11 protein-coding genes and 1 pseudogene are annotated in these 19435 nt (G+C 68.2%); 3 read left to right on the forward strand and 9 right to left on the reverse strand.

Going from position 1 to position 19435, the window contains the following annotated elements; all coding sequences use genetic code 11:
- Positions 1-39: 39 nt before the first annotated feature.
- From OHA40_RS00335 to OHA40_RS00350, 4 genes are read right to left on the reverse strand one after another with little or no spacing between them, the layout of a single operon-like run.
- Positions 40-762: a class I SAM-dependent methyltransferase gene (locus OHA40_RS00335; protein WP_330231058.1), complete on the reverse strand. Its 723-nt coding sequence runs from the start codon at positions 760-762 to the stop codon at positions 40-42.
- Positions 759-8126 carry an acyltransferase domain-containing protein gene (locus tag OHA40_RS00340; protein WP_330231059.1) on the reverse strand — a complete coding sequence of 2456 codons (7368 nt, stop codon included), beginning with the start codon at positions 8124-8126 and terminating at the stop codon, positions 759-761. Before OHA40_RS00340 ends, OHA40_RS00335 begins: the two co-directional genes overlap by 4 nt.
- Positions 8123-8620 (reverse strand): OsmC family protein, encoded by a 498-nt coding sequence (locus OHA40_RS00345; RefSeq protein WP_330231060.1) that lies wholly within the window; start codon positions 8618-8620, stop codon positions 8123-8125. Before OHA40_RS00345 ends, OHA40_RS00340 begins: the two co-directional genes overlap by 4 nt.
- Positions 8607-12575, reverse strand: coding sequence for a non-ribosomal peptide synthetase (locus OHA40_RS00350; protein ID WP_330231061.1), 3969 nt, complete (start codon positions 12573-12575; stop codon positions 8607-8609). Before OHA40_RS00350 ends, OHA40_RS00345 begins: the two co-directional genes overlap by 14 nt.
- A 13-nt stretch (positions 12576-12588) precedes the next feature.
- Here OHA40_RS00350 and OHA40_RS00355 point away from each other — a divergent pair, with 13 nt between their 5' ends.
- A complete protein-coding gene (locus OHA40_RS00355) occupies positions 12589-13674 on the forward strand; it encodes an aldo/keto reductase (RefSeq protein ID WP_330231062.1) in 1086 nt (361 codons plus the stop codon).
- 32 nt (positions 13675-13706) lie between these two features.
- Entirely contained in the window at positions 13707-14321 is a 615-nt protein-coding gene (locus OHA40_RS00360; protein WP_330231063.1) for a class I SAM-dependent methyltransferase, read from the forward strand.
- Between the two features lie 272 nt (positions 14322-14593).
- Here the strand turns inward: OHA40_RS00360 and OHA40_RS00365 are convergent, their stop codons facing one another.
- Positions 14594-15064, reverse strand: coding sequence for a hypothetical protein (locus OHA40_RS00365; RefSeq protein WP_330231064.1), 471 nt, complete (start codon positions 15062-15064; stop codon positions 14594-14596).
- A gap of 68 nt (positions 15065-15132) precedes the next feature.
- A complete protein-coding gene (locus tag OHA40_RS00370) occupies positions 15133-15852 on the reverse strand; it encodes an SDR family oxidoreductase (RefSeq protein WP_330231065.1) in 720 nt (239 codons plus the stop codon).
- 100 nt (positions 15853-15952) lie between these two features.
- Here OHA40_RS00370 and OHA40_RS00375 point away from each other — a divergent pair, with 100 nt between their 5' ends.
- Positions 15953-16795: a helix-turn-helix transcriptional regulator gene (locus tag OHA40_RS00375; RefSeq protein ID WP_330231066.1), complete on the forward strand. Its 843-nt coding sequence runs from the start codon at positions 15953-15955 to the stop codon at positions 16793-16795.
- A 340-nt stretch (positions 16796-17135) separates the two neighbouring features.
- Here the strand turns inward: OHA40_RS00375 and OHA40_RS00380 are convergent.
- From OHA40_RS00380 to OHA40_RS00390, 3 genes and pseudogenes are all read right to left on the reverse strand, one after another.
- Positions 17136-17469: pseudogene (locus OHA40_RS00380) on the reverse strand (sigma factor-like helix-turn-helix DNA-binding protein); the annotation flags it as partial.
- Between the two features lie 33 nt (positions 17470-17502).
- Positions 17503-18000: a pyridoxamine 5'-phosphate oxidase family protein gene (locus OHA40_RS00385; protein ID WP_330231067.1), complete on the reverse strand. Its 498-nt coding sequence runs from the start codon at positions 17998-18000 to the stop codon at positions 17503-17505.
- Positions 18001-18261: 261 nt separating this feature from the next.
- Positions 18262-19392 (reverse strand): 4-hydroxybenzoate 3-monooxygenase, encoded by a 1131-nt coding sequence (locus OHA40_RS00390; RefSeq protein ID WP_330234481.1) that lies wholly within the window; start codon positions 19390-19392, stop codon positions 18262-18264.
- Positions 19393-19435: the final 43 nt, after the last annotated feature.

The following is a 19435-nucleotide window of genomic DNA, read 5'->3' on the forward strand; positions in this document are numbered from 1 at the left end:
GCGGTCATCGGCCGTTGCCGCACCGGATGCGGCGATCGGTCAGCGGGTGAAGCGCAGCAGCCCGGTCGCGGTGTCCGCGCCGGTGAGCCGCAAACCGGCCGCGTGCGCTTCGGCGGTGAGACGCTCGGCGTCGGCGGGCCATACGTGGTGTTCGGTGCGCACCTCCTGCACCAAGCGGTCGCCGTCGTAGGTGCGGTAGGTCATCCGCCAGACGAGAGAGTCCGCGTCCGCCGGGTCGGCCCGGCTCCAGCCCTCGTATCGCAGTTCACCGGCCCTGGCGGTGGTGTACCGGCGTTCCGCCGACGGCTCGACGCGCCCGGGACGCTGCACTTCCACCACGGCGTCGGCTCCGGGGGCGAGCGCGTCGGCGATGGTCCGCCACACCCGGGAGCGGGTAGCGGGGTCGAAGTGTCCGATCACCCCGAGGGCGACCACCGCCGCGCATCCTGTCGGCAGTCGTGTCTCGAGGAATCCCTGTGGCCGCACGGTGATTCGCTCGCGCAGGTCTTTGCGGGCGGCCAGTCGCGACAGCAGCACCGCGCGCATCGGCGCGGCCGGTTCCACCGCGATGATGCGCGCGTCCGGTAACGCGTCGGCGACCAGCATCGTGGACAGACCGGTGCCCGCCCCGATATCGGCCACCGGTCCGGCGATGGTGTCCACCTCGGCCAGCATTTTCGCCAGCACGGGTTCCACTGTGGCCACGTACGGTGTGGCCATGAGGTCGTAGAACTCCGCGGCGGCGGCATAGTCGTCGGTCACGGCTTCTCCGAATCGTCCAGGCTCGCAAGCAATTCCGACACCATATGGGCGACCGTCAGGACGGCAGGCGGTCGTAGCAGCGCATAGTGGTGGGCTGCTACCGGCCGCGTGTCGATGACGACGCCGGTGTGCACTGCCCACCCGAGATCCGCGAGATCGGAGCAGTCGTCGACGCCCATACCGACCCCGGAGTTGTATGGTGCGGGCAGATCGGCACGCACCAGCAGCACCTCGAGCCCGTCGCCGTCGAGCTGACCGGTGTGATGCGCGCCCAGCGCACGCAGGTGGCGCCGGAATATGTCTTCCTTGACCCGCTGGTCGGCCGGGTCGCCGCGCTCTACCAGCCCGGCGGCGGCCAGCCCGCGCCGGATCTCGGCCCGCTGCTGTTCATCCGGATGCCGATCGAAATCGGCGCTCAGAGCGTCGGTTTCGAGGTCCAGGTCCAGGAAGGCGGCGAGCGACCCGAGATAGCGCGTCCAGAATTCGCGACCGTCGACATGATGGATGCGGTCGGCGATATTCGAGTCGAGCAGAACCAGCGCCTCCACGGTGTCACCGGCCGCGCGCAGCCGACGTGCCACCTCGTGCGCGATGATCCCGCCCATCGACCAGCCGCCGATCCGGTAGGGGCCTATCGGCTGGTAAGCGCGCACCACGCCCTCGTACACCCGCGCCAGATCGGCGATCGTCTCCGGTCCGGGCGCACCGGCCAGTTGCGGGTCCTGTATCCCCATGATCGGCGCGCGGGTGTCGAGAGTGCGCGCCAGATCGACATAACAGAGCACGTCGCCACCGGTCGGGTGGATGAGGAACAGTGGTCGTCCGACGCCGTCGCGCAGCGGCACCAGACAGTCTTCCGGGGCCGACGGTTCCGCGGCTTGGCGCCGCGCTGTCGCAGCGACTGCGGCCAGGGTGGGATCGGCGAGGAATTCCCGTGGTGTCAACGCCAAGCCGAGCTCGGCGCGCAGGCGGTTGAGCATCCGGATGGCGAGTACCGAGTCACCTCCGATGGTGAAGAAGTCGGTGCCGCGGTCGAGGTCACCCGCGACGTCCACCATCCGCTGCCACAGTCCGGCGATGGCGCACTCGGTTTCGGTGGCGGGCGGGCCGCCCAGCACCGCCGGGACCGGTGCGGCGACGATGTGGGCGGGTCGTTCGGCATCGGGTACGTCGAGCGGCGCCGTCCAGGTGCCGGGCCGGTCCACGAGCGTGGTGATGGTGTCGCACACCTGCGCGAACAGGGTGTCGAGCACGCCCGGGGGGAACAGTTCCGCGACCGCGTCCAGGTTCACCACCACCGAGTCGTCCCAGTCCCACTGGAACACCTGCATGTCCAAGGCCACCTGCGGCGTGCGAACGCGCTGGTAGAAATCGCGGACGACGACCGTGTCGGGGGTGCCGCCCGGCGGATTGAGCCCGAGGGTGCTGTGGAAGACGACGGGCGCCTGCGGTGCGGTATCGCGCCTGCGCCGCGCCAGTTCCCGCAACACCTCGACGCCGGTGACCTGTCCGTGGTCGAGCATGGTGGCGATGGCCTCCTGCACTGTCCGGGCGGCGGTCAGGAACGTCGGCTGCGCGGGCAGGGCTATGTCGAGCAGCACGGTCCCCGCATAGGGTCCGATGGCGTGATCGAGATCGCGCGGAAGGTGCAGGCGGTTGAGATAGAGCACGTTCAGCAGGAAGCGGCGGTGCCCGGCCAGCCGGGCCAGCGCCGAGGCCCAGCAGGTGGCGAACACCGTGGTGGGTGTGATGTTGTACTCGGCGCAGCGGTCGCGCAGAACGGCCATTTGCTCGCCGGATACTCGGAATTCCCGTCGTTCCAGCGTGTCCGGACGTACCTGATCGAACGGCACTGCCAGAGGTAACGCGGGAGCGGGCGGGAGATCGTCGATGCGTTCCCACCACCAGTCGCGCTGTGCTTGCCATTCCGGTTCCGCACGCTGGCGCGAGATGGTTTCCACGTAGTCGCCGAAGTGGGCGGTGAGCGCAGGTAGCACCGTATTGGGTTCGTCCAGGTAGGTGAACAGCTCGGTGAACATCAGCTGCACCGACCACCCGTCGGCCACCAGCAGGCTGCAGACGATGTGCAAGCTCAGTTCGTCGCCCGGAAGCCGGACGGCGGTGACGGCGAACGGCCACGGATCCAGCCGCGGGCCGGTGCGCTGCACCTCGGCGCGGATGGCGGCCAGTCGCTGGTCGATCTCACCGGCACCGGCCGCCCTCAGGTCGAGGTGGATGATCGGGAGCGCGCCCAGTCGCGGATCGTCGGCGGGCAGCACCTGCTGCGTGCCGTCCGGCAGGAAAACCGCCCGCAGCATGGGCTGGCGTTCCACCTGCCGACGCACCGCCTCGTCCAGGAGGGCCGGATCGATCCCGGCGAGCCGGAAGTCGACATAGTTGTGCGCCGAGTCGTAGCTGAGGGCGTACCCGTGCTGCTGCCCCACCCAATAGGCCTGCTGCAGCGGGGTGAGGGGGAATGGTGCTGCCGGGTCTGCCTGCCGCGCCAGCTCGACAGCCATAGCCGAGATACCGGAACGGCGCTCGGCGATCAGCGCGACGAGATCAGCGAACGAGAGATCCCCGACCAGCTCCGCCACGGGCACCGCGACACCGAGTCGGGTGCGAACCATGGTGGCCATCCGCACCGCCAGAACCGAGTCGCCGCCCAGACCCACGAACGTGGAATGGGGTTGCACGGCATCGGTTTCCAGGCTGAGGACCTGCGCCCAGATTTCGGAGACGACGGCGGCCAGGTCCTCGTCGCGATCCCCTCGCCGCATACCGGAATCCGGTGCGGTCCACGCCTGCGGATCACCGGCGAGGCGGCGCAGCCACTTCACATAGGAGGCGAACGCGGCATCCGCGGCCGCGGAATCGAGGACGGTCTCGAGGACGTCCCACTGTAGTTGCAATCCCCCAGCATGCACGAACGCCTGATGGTCGAGCCACACCTGGGGTGTCTGGCTCGCGCCGTGCACGATTCTGCCCGCCCACTCCAGATCCGGGTCACCGCCTACCAGTTGGGCCACATCGAGGGCACTGGTGAACACCACCGGCAGCAGCCGACGCTCCCCCGTGCGGGAGGACAGTTCGGCGAGCAGGTCCAGCGCCGAATACTCGCGGTGATCGATATCGTCGAAGAGTTGAGTCTGTGTCCGGATGATCCGCTCGGCGAAGGCACCCCCGTCCGTGCGATCGACTTCGTGAGCCAGAAGCGTGGTGAAATCACCCACCGCACCGTCGATTCCGGGCAGCGCCACCGGCCGGTCGACCAGAGTCAGCGACAGGGTGAACCGCTCGTCACCGGACCAGGCGGCGAGCACGTCCGAGTACGCGGTGAGCAGCACAGCGGACGGCGTCACGCCATGATCTGCCGCCAGCCGCCGCAGCCCATGCCATTCCGCTGGTGTGAGCCGGGCCTCCCGGCGGCCGAACCATGGCTGGGCCTGGGTGCGGGTGCGGGTCGGCAGGTCGGGCGCCCCGGGCAGGCTGTCCATCCGCCGCTGCCAGTAGTCGATCGCCCGCCTGCGGTGCGCGGACTCCGCGCGTGCCTCGGTATGTGCCACGTAGTCGGCGAATCGCGTCGGCAGCGGCGGCAATGCGGCAGCCGGATCGGTGTAGAGCAGACGCAGATCTCGGTCGAGGACGAGGAAGCTTCCCGCATCGCAGACCAGCGCATCGATGCCGATGAACAGCCGGGTGGTGGTGTCGTCCAGTGGCGCGGCCCGCACGTCGAACAGCGGCCAGCGGTCGGGGCGATGCACCCGATGCGACAGTCGCCGCCGCAGGTCCGACAGCGTGTCCTCGCGTGCCGGGCCGGCGGAGCCGGTGAGGTCGTGGCGGCGAATCCGGAACTCCGGCACCTCGGTGAGGATCTGATTGCGCCCGTCCTCGGTGATGACCGCACGCAGCATCTCGTGCCGCCGGATCAGACGGTTCCACGCCTGCTCGTAGCGATCCAGATCCAGCTTGTCGCAGTCGTATTCGAGATAGATGTGGCACGACACGTCACTCAATCCGAATGCACCCGACCGGCCGACCCAGTATGCGTGCTGCACCCGGGTGAGCGGGAACGTGGCGTCGACGACCGCCACGTCGTCTGGTCGTTCGATGTCGGGTACGGGCGGCTCGGGTGAGTCCGGCGTGGCCGCGGCGGGCGACGCCGGGCGGCGACCTCGCAGCAGCGCGGAGAAGGCGGCCACGGTCGAGTGCGTGAGTAGCTCCCGCATGCGGATATCGGTGTGCTGGCCTTCGTTGAGGATGTCCAGCATCCGGGTCGCCAGCATGGAAGTTCCACCCAGTGCGAAGAAGTCCGCCTCGGCGCCGACGATCCGCTCGCCCAGCAATTCTTCCCAGAGTGCGACGATCTGCTCCTCTTCCGCACCCGCGAACGTGCGCCATGCGAGAGGTTCCGAGGCGGCGGCCGGTGCCGTTGCCTCTAACGCGCCCTTCGCGCTCACAGGAGCCGGTGCAGCGAGTGACGTCGCCGGTTGCGGGCTTCCGTTCCGCGTCGGCGGTTCGGGCCGATGGCTCGGCTCCGTCGGCGCCGGCCGACCGTTGGGTAACGCCGGTTCGCGGGTGGCCGACACCGTCGACAGCTCGGGGGACGCTGCGGCCTGCACCTCGGACCGTGCGAGCACCGTCGCCGGGACCTCGATCCGAATGTCCGGGCCGGGTTGTGGGCCGGAGCCATTCGGTGCGGGAGGCGCTGCGGACCAGGTGCCGGGCTCGATCGGCACCGTCTGTGTTTCGGTGTGCGGGTCGATCCAGAGACTCCGGCGTTGAAAGGGGTAGACGGGCAGGCGAGTGCGGCGGCGGCGGCGATGCATGGCCTCGACGTCCACAGTCGCGCCGCTACACCACAGGTGACCAACCGTGGTGAGCAACGCAGCGCGATCGGGGGCCGAATCACCGGTCCGCTCCTCGGGTTCCGCGAGCGTGCTCAGCGCGGCGGTCAGATTGGCCGACGCGTTGCCTCGCGCGAGCGCGGCGAGGGAGCTGCCCGGTCCGACCTGGACAAAGATCGTCGGTGCTGCGGCCGTCGCGGCCTGCAGCGCGGCCGCGAAGAGCACCGGTTCCCGTAGATGCCGCGCCCAATGCTCGGCGTCCAGGGATCGGGTCAGACGGCCGGTGCGGGTGCTGTAGAGCGGCAGCGTGGCCGGAGCGGACGGCACGTTCTCGGCCGCGGTGCGCAGCGGCGTGACCACAGCGGCGACGGCGGGAGAATGCAGGGCGGCGTTGATACGCAGCCTGCGGGCGCGGATCCCGGCTCGACCGAGGGCGGCCGATAGCGTCTCGATGGCGTCGACCGGTCCCGAGACCACGCAGGCGTCCGGGCCGTTGACGGCGGCAAGCGCGATCTCCGGATACCGGGCAAGCGCGGCGCGCACATCCTCCTCGCCGAGCGCGACAATCAGCATCGCTCCGGGCGCGGCATCCGCCAGTGCGCCGGACCGGACCGCCACCAACCGGGCAGCGTCCGGCAGGCTCAGCACTCCCGCGACGACAGCGGCGGCGTATTCGCCCAGACTGTGGCCGATGACGCCGTCGGGCTCGATGCCGTAGTGGCGCAGCGTCGCCGCGGTGGCGAGCGATACCGCGAACAGGGCGGGCTGCCCGTAGCGCACGTCGTCGACGTCGTGCCGGGAAGCGCGGCCGCTCACGATGTCGCGGATGTCGTAGTTCAGCAACGGCTGCATCGCTTCGGCGCAGTCGTCGATATGTGCGGCGAACACGGGCTCGTCGCGGTAGAGCCCGGCGCCCATACCCGGATACTGCGCACCGGCGCCAGGAAACGCGAAGACGATGTCCGGTCGCGTGGACGGTACCGGCCCGGCGGCAATGGGCCGCGGGTTCGGCTCTTCGCCCGACAGCAGGGCCGTGGCACGCCACCCGGACTCCGGATGCAGCCCGCGCGACACGGTGTAGGCGTAGTCGGCTCTGGTTTCGGCTGTCACATCGGCGTCGGCCCACGCAATTTGCTCCCGGCATCCGGCTTCCGTGACCGCCGAGACCAAGAGCAGTTGCGCGCGCGGGTCGGGGTCGCTCGCGCCGGAGTGCACGGGGGCTTGTTCGAGCACCGCATGGCAATTCACGCCGCCGATACCGAACGAGCTCACCCCGGCGATCCGGGTGCCATCGCGTTCGGGCCAGTCCCGGGTGTGCTCGACGACTTCCAACAGCCCACGATGGCGTTCCAGATCCGAATGGACCGGACGCGCGTGCAGCGTCGCGGGAATGCGCCGATGCGAAAGGGCGAGGGCGGTTTTGATCAGTGACGCGATGCCTGCCGCGCTGTTGGTGTGGCCGATATTGCTCTTGACCGACCCCAGCGCGATCGGCTGCGGCGCCGTTCGGTCGGCGAACACCGCGGCCAGCGCCGACAGCTCGATTTGATCGCCCAGCGCGGTCGCCGTGCCGTGTGCCTCGATGAGGTCGACCGCGTCGACCCCGAGATCGGCGACCGCGAGCGCCTCGGCGATCGCTCGCGCCTGCCCGGCCGCCGACGGAGCGGTGAATCCGGCCTTACCGCCACCATCGTGGTTCACCGCGCTGCCGCGCACGATCGCGTAGATCGGGTCGCCGTCGGCGAGCGCGTCCGCGAGCCGCCGCAGCACCACCACGCCGACGCCCTGACTGTGCACCATGCCGGTACCGCCGCCTCCGAACGCCCGGGTATGGCCGTCCGCGGAGAAGACCGCATCGGGCACATGCAGGTAACCGCGGCCCTGGGGGACTATCAACGACGCACCCCCGGCGAGGGCGGCGTCGCATTCCTCCGACAGCAGGGCCTGTGCGGCGAGGTGTACCGCGACCAGCGAGGTCGCGCAGGCGGCCTGCACCGCCACAGCGGGTCCGGTGAGGTCGAGCCGGTAGGCGAGCTGCTGGGGAAAATAGTCCGTCAGCGTGCCCATCTCCGCCTGGAGCCGGCCGATCGGATCCCGTTCGGCATTCAGGCGATAGGCGGCGAGGTTGTGCTCCAGATAGTCACTGCGGGAGGCTCCGGTGAAAACGCCGACCGCGCCGAGGCCGCCACCGGCACGGTATCCCGCGTCGCCGAGCGCGTCCCATGAGCATTCCAGCAGCAGCCGCAGCTGCGGATCCATCAGTTCGGCGTCGCGCGTCAGGATGCCGAAATGCTCCGGTTCGAAGCGGTCCTGCCCCTCGATCACCGCGCCGACGGGCACGTAATTGCGGTGCGCGCGCAGTTCGGCGGACACGCCACGCGCGGCGAGTTCCGCGTCATCGAACCGGGTGAGGCCTTCCCGGCCCGAGGCGATCAGATCCCAGTAGGAGGCCAGGTCAGGTGCGCCGGGAAATCGGCAGGCCATCCCGATGATGGCGACGGCGTTGTCTTCGTTCACGATTCGATCTCCACTTCCGAGTCCACCGCCAGTTGTCCGCGCATCATTGCCAGCACCGGGCACGAGGCCTCGACGAGTCGATGCAGTTCCCGATACCGGTCCGGTGCGTCCGGACCACCGACCCGGGCCCGGACATGGACACGCGACGGCAATGCCGGGTCCGTGAGCCCGAAGACGGGACCGAGATCCACATCGGCGGTGACGTCCACCGACAGCGAATCGATGCCGATACCCAGCCGTGCCGCGTGAAACCGGTAGGTGACCGCCTGACAGCTGCCCAGCGCGGCCAAGGCCATGCCGATCGGGTCGGGACCGGAGTCACCGCCGCCGGCCGCCACGGGTTCGTCGACCACGAGGCTGTGCCGGCCGATGCGCACCCGCATCTCGGTCGCGGTGCCCGAGCGGTGTTCGGAATGGACGGTGAACCGCTGTCTGCGGTCGGCTGCACGGCCCGAAGCGGCGCGCAGCCGGAATACGGTGTCAGCGAATGACATCCGCGAGCCTCGCTTTCGATCGGTGCGCACGTCGGCGGCGTCCGCGCGCTGCGGCGTCGGTGAGATCGATCGGCACGACACCGGATCGGCTCGTCGACGAGCCCAGCGCGACGCGGTCGGCGATCCAGTCCGCCAGTCGCCGGACGGTGCCGAGCCGGAAGATGTCCGGGACCGTGAGCGCCGGGGTGAGATGCCGCAGCCTGCGATGGGCGCGAACCAGGGTCAGGGAGGTGGCGCCGAGATCGTGGAAAGGGGTGGTCGCCGCGATGTCGGGGCCGAGCAGATCGGTGAAGACCTCGATGATCACGGCCTCCACTCGTGCGCGGGCGGCCGTGGCGGTCGTGCTGGCGGCGGTGAGGACGAGTTCGGCCGCATCGCCGTAGCGTGCCTCGGCGACGAGCCCGCCGGCCGTGGCCGAGGCATGCAGTCGGCCGACCCACTCGCCGGCGTTGTTCGCGACGGCGCCCTCGATGGGTTCCGCGCGCAGCGTCAGCGTCAGCCCGAGCGCTTCGGCCTGCCGCGCCGCGTGCAGCAGCCAGTCATCAGCCGGTGTCCACACCTGCTCCCCTGGCCGGTCCGGCGTGCCGTCGAGACGACCGCAGGCGGCCGCTGCGGCTGCCTCGTCGCCGGCAGTGACGACGGCGGCTCGCGCGAAATCTGGTACCGGATCGGATTTTTCGGACGCGGACCGATCGTTGCCGACCCCGGACCAGCTTACTGCCCGACCGTTCTCGGCCGGCGCTCTGGACGCCGCGGCGGTCGTGCCGCGACGGAACGGGTTCGGCAGCCGGGAATGGTCGACCTTGCCGTTGGACGTCAACGGCAAGGCGTCCAACAGCACCCACCGGGACGGCACCATGTACTGCGGCAGGTGACGCGCCGCATGGTCCGCGAGTTCCGTTGTGTCCACCGGTGCGTCGCCGATCATGACGTAGGCCACGAGCTGCGGCCGGTCGTCCGCCCCCGGCACCGCCGCCGCCACACAGCGGCGCACGCCCGGATGGCGGGCGAGCACGACTTCGATCTCGCCCAGTTCGATGCGGTGGCCGCGCACCTTGACCTGCCGGTCGACGCGGCCGAGGAACTCGATGGCCCCGTCGGGACGCCATTTGCCCAGGTCGCCGGTGCGATAGAGCCGCTGGCCCAGCCGATCGTGCCGGATGAAACGGCGCGCGGTCTGCTCGTCGTCGCCGACATACCCGCGCGCCAGACCGGCTCCGCCGATGTGCAGTTCACCGGGGATGCCGACCGGACAGGGTCGGCCCTGCTCGTCGAGCACGAGGAAGGACTGGGCGCGCAGTGCCGTGCCGTAGGGGATGCTGGTCCATTCAGGCCGCACCTTGCGGATCGGATAACAGATCGACCAGATGGCGGCCTCGGTCGCGCCACCCAGACTGATGACCCGCACATGGTCGCCGATCACCGCACGGAGACGGTCCGGCAGTGACAGCGGAATCCAGTCACCGGACAACAGGAATAGCCGCAACGAGCGCAAGCGTGCCGCCGCCGCCACGTCGGCCTCGGCGTATTCGACGAGCATCTCGGCGAGCGCGGGCGCGGTGTTCCACACCGTGACCTGATGCGCCGCGACGAGTTCGCACCAGTGCCCCGGATCGCGCAGCCGCTCGGCGTCCGGCAGGACCAGCGCGCCACCCGCGCCGAGCACGCCGAAGATGTCGTACACGGACAGATCGAAACTCAGCGCCGACAGTGCGAGTACCCGGTCGCTCGGGCCCATGCCGAAGCGGTCGTTGATGTCGTCGACGGTCGTGCGTGCGGCGCGATGTTCGACCGCGACGCCCTTCGGCTCACCAGTCGATCCGGAAGTGAAGATGACATAGGCCAGGGCATCGTCCGCGGCGGCGACCAGCTCGTCCGCGGCTACCGCACCGGACGCGGCCTCGAGCGGATGCGCGATGACGTTCTCGGGCAACTCGACGCCGGGTGCGGTCAAGGCGTGCGTGATTCCGGCACGGCGACAGACCGAGGCGATCCTCGATGCGGGCCAATCGGGCTCGACGGGCACGAATGCCGCCCCCGCCCACAACACTGCGTACACGGCGACGATCTGCGCCGCCGACTTCGGGGCGAGGACCGCCACAGGGTCATGTGGCCGGACCCCGGCCGCGATCAGTCGCCCGGCGATCGCCCGCGCCCGCGCGGATATCTCGCTGTGCGTGAGTGTTTCCCTGGTGGACAGCACGGCAGCGGCCTCGGGCCGCGCCGCCAGTTGGTTGCGCTGCGGGTCGGTGAGCAGCCCGGTGCCGAGTCCGGGTGGAAGCGGTTGCATCTGCTCGAAATGCGGGTTCCAGCCCAGATCCACGGTTTCCCAGGCGTGGTCGTCCTCGGCCAGCCGACGCAACAGGCGGGCGTGGGCGGTGAGCATCCGGGTCACGAAGCCGGTCGGGAAGACCTCTTCGACCGCGTCCCACGCCAGCCGAAGTCCGCCCGCCTCGTCCCAGACGATGTGGTCGAGGGTCACCTGCGGGGTCTGCGACACGCCGAAGATCTCGTCGCCCAGCCATCCCGCGGCCGGGCCGTCGGCCTGGCCCAATCCGACGCCGCTGGTGAAGACCACCGGATAGCGCGGGGCCAGGTCGGGGAACTGCTCGCGCTGTACCTCGACACCGCTGTAGGAACGGTGTTCCAGATCGGCCCAGAACCGCGCGTTGACGCGGCGGGCGAAATCGGTGAAGCCCTGCCAGGAACCCGGTTCCGGCGACGGCATCTCGACCAGCGCGGTAGTGCTGAAATCGCCTACCACACCCTCGATGTCCACGTTGTCGGGCCGATCGAACAGGGTGGCGTTGAGGCAGAACGCGTCGGTGGCACCCCAGCGCGACAGGGTGAGGCCGAAGGCCGCGAGCAGCACTGCGGTTGGGCTCAGTCCGCGCCGCGCCGCATGCGCGGTGAGGGCCGACCAGTGTGACGGACTCAGCCGTTCTTCATGACGGCGGAAGCGTGCGGTGCGAATGGTTTCCGGTGCGGCGGCGTAGGGCAGCCGAGGACCGGGTGGCAGGACGGTCAGTCGCTCCGCCCAGTACGCCTTATCCCGCTCTCGTCGCGCCGTTTCGGCCATCCGGCGTGCGCGCAGTACGCGAAGGAACGTGGTCGGCGGCGCTGCCGCAACAGCGTCGGGATCGGCGACGAAACGCCCCCACTCGCGCATGAGCTGAATCCAGCTCGCCATGTCCAGCATCATGATGTCGAAGCCGACGAACAGCCGTATCGCACCGGACGGCAGAAGCGCGGCGTGGATGTCGAACAACGGTCCGGTCGTGGTATCGCACACCTGATGCGACTTCTCCTGCCGCAGCCGCGCCAGTTCCGCGGAGGCGTCGCTTCCGGGATCCCGCAGATCGGTGATCTCGATGCGGTAAGGATTTCCCGCCGGTAGCACCCGTTGCCGGCCATCGTCGGTGACGACAGCCCGCAGCATGTCGTGACGCGCGACGACCATGTTCCACGCCGTCTCGAGCGCAGCGGCCTCCGACCACACGTTCGCCGCCACGAACCGCTCCGGATCGCGGTCGAACTCGAAGTAGTAGAAAGTGGCCACCCCGCCAAGTGGCATCCCTACTTCCCGGCCGACCCAGTAGGACGCCTGAATCGCGGTGAGCTCCTCCTCCTCGACGGCGTCGGACACCTTGGCGGCGGATGGCAAGGAATCGGAAACGGGGATGGGATCGGCTGTCGCACCGCGCTTTTCGACTTCAGTAATCAGGGTCTCGAGTGTGGCGCCGACGAAGGAGGCGAGTGGCACGCGGACGCCTGTGCGTTCGGCCAAGCGCAGATGCAGACGGGCGGCGAGGAACGAATCCAGTCCGAGTTCCTGCAACGGGCGCCGCGCATCGATCTCGCTCGCATTGATTCCGAGAACCGTTGCAGCGCAACGGCGAACTTCATCCACAGTGGTCGCCATCTCCAGCCCTTGCTCGGGAAAACCAACGCGCATACACTAACCAATAATGACAATCTTTTTCAACAATGCGCTGGACTGCTACCGGTTACTGGGGCGGTCGGGACTGCGTGTGTCGCCGATGGCGTTGGGTACCTTGACCTTCGGGTCCACCTGGGGGTGGGGGGCGGACAAGCAAGAGGCCCGGCGGATCTTCGACGCGTATGTCACACGCGGCGGCAACTTCTTCGACACCGCAGCCAACTACACCGGCGGCACGGCCGAGGAATGGCTCGGCGAGTTCGCCGCGACCGACCGGGACTCTCTCGTCCTCGCGACCAAGTACACCGCGCTGCGACGGCTCACCGACCCGAACTCCGGCGGCAACCATCGCAAGAACATGATCGCCTCGGTCGAGGCCAGCCTGCGCCGCCTGAACACCGACTATCTCGATCTGCTCTATCTGCACCTGTGGGACGACCTGACACCGGTCGAGGAAATCCTGCGCGGCATGGACGATCTGGTGCGCGCAGGCAAAGTGCTCTACACCGGCATCTCCAACACCCCCGCCTGGCAGATCGCCCGCATGCAGACCATCGCCGACCTGCGCGGCTGGACACCGCTCATCGCGGTCCAGCTCGAATACAACTTGGCCGAACGCACCGTCGAGCACGACATGCTGCCGATGGCACGGGAACTCGGTCTCGGCGTCGTCGCCTGGTCCCCACTGGCAGGTGGCGTTCTCACCGGCAAATACACCCGCAACGATCTGCCGTCGGACGCACGCAAGCCGACACTGGGGACATCCCGGAAGGACCTGATCCTCGCCGGTGAAGGTCTCAGCGAACGAAGCTTGGCCATCGCCGATTCCGTGCGCCGCGTTGCCGAGGAGCTCGGCCGTTCACCGGCGCAGGTAGCCCTCGCCTGGACGCTGCGCCAACCCGATGTCACCGCACCCGTTCTCGGCGCACGCACCCTCACACAGCTCGAGGACGATCTCGGCGCGCTGACCGTGCGCCTCGAGGACCACCATCTCGAATACCTCCAGGAAGCATCCGCCGTCGCTCCGGGATATCCGCACAACGTCCTCGCACGCCCCATGGCGCGCCGGACCATCGTCGGAGACATGCGCATCGACCCGCGCTCCAGATCCTGACACCGATCACCGACATCGCCCGAGGAAGAATCTTGGCTCTCTTCGACCTGTTCATCGACCATCTGCTGCGCCGACCGCGAGGGTGGCTGGCCCGGATGATGTGGCGGGACATGAAGTCCCACCACGAGATCTTCAACGAGACGCTGACGGCGCTGAACCTCACCCACGACGACCATCTGCTGGAAATCGGTTGCGGAGGAGGCACCTTCGCCGCACGAGCGCTCGCGCTGGGCTGCCGGATGACCGCGGTGGATCACAGTGCCGATATGGTGGCGCTCACGACGTCGGCGAACGCGGACGCCGTGCGCGAAGGCCGGCTCGAGGTCATCGAGGCGGCGGCCGAATCGTTGCCGCTGCCGGACCGGCACTTCACCTGTGTGACCGCGATGAACGTGCTGTTCTTCGTCTCTGTTCCAGCCCTGCTCGCCGAGCTCCATCGCGTGCTCGCGCCGGGCGGACGTCTCGTCCTGCACACCGTCGCACCCGAGCCGCCCCGCTCGCTCATGCCCGCGCCGGTGGCCGAACGCGTTCGCTTCCACTCCGACACCGAACTCGTCTCGATGCTCGAAGCGGCTGGCTTTCTCCAGCCGCGCGTCCAGCAAGTCGGCGGTGCCTTCCAACTCGTCACGGCATCACGGCTGAGCTGAACGAACGCGAACCCGGTGACGGTTGGTGTGTTATCCGCCGACTGGTCCAGCAGTTCCCGGCGCAGCGTCTGGTGCCAGTGTTCGATCTTCCCGGTCGTGGTCGGCGAGAACGGCTTGAAACCCTCGTCATACTCGCCGAGGGACGGCCATGGCTGCCCGCATAATCCCACCGCCCACGATGGGAGACCATGGAATCTCACGTCGAACTCGGCCCCGAGCCCCGATCACGGGGGCTCTGGCGTCCGCGATGCGGGGCTGCAGGGCCATGGTTGTCACCGATTGCCCGGCTGTATCCATCGCCTCAGCGCATCGATGGTGGTTTCCGGTGAGGTGTTGAAACAGAACTTGACCCCGGGTGATATCTCGTTGACCACGTTCACTAGTCGTTCGAACAGCAAGGTGTGCTCGGGCATAGCGCGTATCCCGGCACCGATCATCGCGATACCGAATGGCTTGGTGGCGGCGCAGTCACGCAGGGTTGCTTCGGCCGCGTCGGGTTCCGCTTCCACCAGGCACGATACGATGTCGAATCCGGCGTCGTGCAGCGCTTGCTCGCCCACCGCGATCCTTGCGGTCAGCGTGGCCTCGTCCAGACCGGGTATGCGACTGTAGTCGATGGCGCTGGGGTGCAGGCCGATCGACAGGACGGTGTTCGTTTCGCTTTGATCTGCCACTGTCTCGGTTCCTTTCTGTTTCGATGTCCAGGCAAACCCGATCACGCCCAGGGCCAGCAGGAGAGCCACACCGGCTCCGATCATCCGCCTCGTTCGGTCCGCTCGCGTGCTCGGCACGGCGTTGACGCGGCCGTCGGTCACCATGGCGTACGACCGTTGCGGTCGAAGAATCCACCGGTCGGTCCGGCGGAGTCGATGCCGGCCAGTCGGATGATGGCGTCGGTGCCCTCGGCGACCGTCTGGAATCCGGACTGGTGGTTGAGGTCGGTGGCGGTGTATCCGGGGTCGACGGCGTTGACCCGGATATCGGACAGGGCGCGGGCGTATTGGCTGGTGATCATATTCAATGCCGCTTTCGACGCTGGATAGCCGAGGGCGGGAGGCACCAGCCCGACCAGATCCGGGTCGGTGGTGGCGGCGATCGAGCCCAAGCCGCTGGACACCATCACAATCCTGGGATGCCCGGCGGCGCGCAGCAGCGGGAGGAACGCATTCGTCACGCGGACTACGCCGAAGACGTTGGTCTCGAAGACATCCCAGAGATCAGCCGCCCGAATGTCGGCCGGTGGTGTCATCGGACCGCCGATGCCGGCGTTGTTGACCAGCACGTCCAGCCAACCCGCGCGATTCATCACGATATCGGCGGCTGCCTGCACCGATTCGTCGGCGGTGACATCCAGTGGGACGAATTCCACCGCCAAGCCTGCCGCGGCCAGTTCCTGTGTCGCTGCAGTGCCACGGTCGATGTCACGGGCGGTCAGGAACACCCGCCAGCCCATGCCCGCCAACCGTCGCACAGTCTCGCGGCCAAGCCCCTTGTTCGCCCCGGTCACCAGGGCAGTTGTTGTGATTGCCATGTCCGCAGCGTCACAGTCCCAGCATCCGGCCGCCAGGACCGCTCACGCATGGGACCGGCAGTACCACCCCGACGATCGGGACGCACGGCACGATAGGAGCATGGACAGAGCCGAACTGGCCACCGTGCTGCGCACCGCACGTTCACGCATCAAACCCGCCGATGTGGGCCTACGATCGGGGCTGCGGCGGCAGGTTCCCGGACTGCGTCGTGAAGAGGTCGCCCAGTTGGCGGGGCTCAGCGTCGACTACGTGGTCCGACTCGAGCAGGGACGGGGACCGAAACCATCCACGCAGGTGCTCGGTGCACTGGCACGTGCCCTACGACTCAGCGACAACGATCGCGACCTGGTGTTCCGGCTCGCCGGCTCCGAACCCCCGCACGCTGGACACGTCCCGATGCTGGTGCACCCCAGCGCGCTTCGGATGCTCGACCGCATGTCCGATCTGCCAGCGCTGGTGCTGTCGGCCAAATCCGATGTGCTGGCTTGGAATCCGCTCGCCACCGCACTACTCGGCGACTTCTCCGAGATACCAGCCGCTCGACGCAACCTCATCTTGCAACGGTTCCTCGGAAACGGCCTCGGCCGCGTGAGACTGACGCCGGAAGATGCGAAGAAGACAGCCGCCAACTGCGTCGGCTGCCTACGCACAGCCCAAGCACGCTACCCAGAAGACCCCGACATCGCCCGCCTCGTCGCCGACTTGCGCTCCGGCAACGAGGGCTTCGAGCACCTATGGCGCGGCGGACACTCCAGCACGATGCGCGCCGTCACCACAACGATCGAACACCCCGAACTCGGCCCGCTCACACTCGACTGCGACGCCCTACTGATACCAGAGGCCGACCAAACCATCGTGGTCTATTCGGCCGCCCCTGCCACACCTGCGGCCACATCACTGGACCTTCTGCGTGTCACCGGCGCTGAACGATTCACCCACTGACCGACGAGCGCGCAATGAGCCGCTTACCGCGCCCCCTCGACGGCCGCGCTCAGGCTCCGCGACTCGGCGACGGAAGTCGCTGCGCACACCAGCCCGGCGGCGCCGCAGCTGCGGAAGCGCTTCGGCCAGTTCGATCGATGTCGGCGGCTTTGAGCCAGTTGTGTTGTGCAGACAACCCTCCGGCTACTACGGTCGTTCGGCTGATGGTCCCGTTTGCTCGCGAGTGCCTCCGGTGGGCAGCATCCATCGGTCGGTGATCCTCAGTGCGACCGGTCTTTCCGGCAGGCTGCCGGGTTGGAGACCGACTACGAACGCAGTAACTTCCGCACCCGCGCTGGGGGTAAAGGACCCGCAGCACCGTCGTCAGATCGCCGGGTTGGTCGAGCGGCAGCCCCGAGATACGCCGCTTGGCTCGGCTGATTCGTTGTGCCATGGTCGCTTCGGGCACCAGGTATGCCGTCGCGATCTGCCGCGTCGTCAGGCCGCCGACCGCGCGCAGCGTCAACGCGACGGCCGAACCAGGGGACTGCGACGGGTGCGCGCACAGGAAGTAGAGCCACAGCGAGTCGTCCGTGCCTGGCACCGGACCTCTCGGCGGCTCGACCTCCACGGCGAGTTCCCGTCCCCGCCGTGAGGTTTCGGCCCGGGCAGGCGTCGAGGAACCTGCGCCAGGCGGTTCGTTACGGCCCATTCTGGCCGCGGTGACCTCAGGCGTGCTGACGTTCGGCCCGCTGCCGGGTCAGCTCCTCGATCGCGGTGGGCAAGGTGGTTTCGAAGTCGATGAGCTTCACCCAGGTCGGGGTGACGACGATCCGGACCATGCCGTCATAGAGCGAGCGGACCTCGGCTTCCCACTCGACGCGCTGCTCGGGTGTCATCTCGTAGCTGCCGTTGATCTGCAGATACTCCTCCGGTATGCCGTCGACGACGTCCAGCTCGGCCCGCCCGCGGATGAGCAGGATCTTCGGCGGGTGTACCTCGGTGTCGATCGTCAGCGCGACCTGAGGGTTGTGCCGCAGGGAGGGCAGTTTCGGGGCGTTCTTCGTGGTGCAGAGCACGATCTCCGAGCCGTTCCAGGCGAACGCGATCGGGATGTTGCGGGGTGTGCCGTCCTTGGCGACGTAGGCCAAGCGGCTCAGGTCGCGGGCCAGCAACTCCTGGCTGATCGGGCGGTTGAGGATCTCGGTGATCTCGTGCTGTTCCATTGCTGTCGCTCCTGTGTCGGCGTCCTCGAGCGCCGTTCTCGGCTGCTCGTACCCTGGGACGGATCCGGTCCTACGTTCTCGACATCCGCAGCGACGAATTTTCGGATCTTTCTCGGACCCAGCGGGGACGGCACCTGAAGATCAGCTGACGATGGCGCCAAGGGACGCACAGCTGCGACGCTGGATCAACCCGATCCTGCGCGACCGGTCCGGCGTGCGGGCTGACCTCCGAGCAGCAAGGTGGAGTCGTGCGGCCATCGGTTACGGGGTGGGCCAGCCCGTGTATGCCTCCGCGAGATATCGGGATCCTGATTCCGACGTGACCACCATTTCCAATTCGCCCAGCTGCCGCCGGTTGTCGAAGTCGGTCGCGTCGGGAAGTTGATGCAGCATCGTCGTCATCCAGTACGAGAAGTTCTGCGCTTTCCACACTCGAGCGAGTGCGCGCGGAGTGTAGTGATCGAGTGCTTGCGTGTCATTCTTGACGATCGCGCGTTCGAGTAACTCCGCGAGGACCCGTACGTCGGCGAGGGCGAGATTGAGCCCTTTCGCTCCGGTGGGGGGAACGGTGTGGGCTGCGTCGCCGACCAGCAGCATGTTGCCATAGCGAATGGGTTCCTGGACGAAGCTGCGGAACGGCAGCACCGACTTCTCCAGGACTCGCCCTTCGTGCAGGGCGTAGCCGTCGCGGCCGGCGATCCGGGCCTGCAGCTCATGCCAGATCCGGTCGTTGGACCAGTCGTCGACGTTCTCGGTGGGAGCGCATTGGAAGTACATGCGTTGCAGGGTGGGTGTCCGCTGGCTGATCAGCGCGAATCCACGGTCGGAGCGGGCGTAGATCAGCTCGGGCGCGCTCTTGGGCGCCTCGGCCAGAATACCGAACCAGGCGAACGGATACTCGCGGAAGTACTGCTGACGTTCGGTCGCCGGGACTTCGAACCGGCACAGACTGCGTGACCCGTCGGCGCCGACGAGGTACCGGCAGCGGATCTCATGTCCCACGCCGTCGGCGTCGGCGAAGCGTATGCCGGGGCGCGCGTCGGTGATATCCAGAACCTGTGTGTCGGTCACCCCGAAACGGATGTCGCCGCCATCCCGTTCGCGCGCCTCCACCAAGTCGATGAACACATCGGTCTGCGGGTACAACCAGGTGGACGCGCCGACCAGCGCTTGAAAATCGATCCGGTGGCTCACACCGTCGAAGCGCAGGTCGATGCCTTTGTGTTCGTGTCCATCTCGTAGCACCCGATCGGACACTCCGGTGTCGATGAGCATCCGAACGCTGTCGCGTTCCAGGATCCCGGCGCGATGGGTTGCCTCGATCTCGCGGCGACGGCGCAGATCGATCGCCACGGACTCGATACCGGCGAGCGCGAGCAGGTGTGACAGCATCAGGCCTGCGGGGCCGGCGCCGACGATCCCGACGGTGGTCTCG

Source organism: Nocardia sp. NBC_00508 (assembly GCF_036346875.1).
Taxonomy (GTDB): domain Bacteria; phylum Actinomycetota; class Actinomycetes; order Mycobacteriales; family Mycobacteriaceae; genus Nocardia.

Excerpts from the sequence above, each read along its gene's own strand:
- OHA40_RS00345 (WP_330231060.1), bottom strand. The coding sequence starts at position 8,620 with ATGTCATTCGCTGACACCGTATTCCGGCTGCGCGCCGCTTCGGGCCGT.
- OHA40_RS00350 (WP_330231061.1), bottom strand. The coding sequence starts at position 12,575 with ATGCGCGTTGGTTTTCCCGAGCAAGGGCTGGAGATGGCGACCACTGTG.
- OHA40_RS00355 (WP_330231062.1), top strand. The coding sequence starts at position 12,589 with ATGACAATCTTTTTCAACAATGCGCTGGACTGCTACCGGTTACTGGGG.
- OHA40_RS00370 (WP_330231065.1), bottom strand. The coding sequence starts at position 15,852 with ATGGCAATCACAACAACTGCCCTGGTGACCGGGGCGAACAAGGGGCTT.
- OHA40_RS00375 (WP_330231066.1), top strand. The coding sequence starts at position 15,953 with ATGGACAGAGCCGAACTGGCCACCGTGCTGCGCACCGCACGTTCACGC.
- OHA40_RS00385 (WP_330231067.1), bottom strand. The coding sequence starts at position 18,000 with ATGGAACAGCACGAGATCACCGAGATCCTCAACCGCCCGATCAGCCAG.
- OHA40_RS00390 (WP_330234481.1), bottom strand. The coding sequence starts at position 19,392 with ATGCTGTCACACCTGCTCGCGCTCGCCGGTATCGAGTCCGTGGCGATC.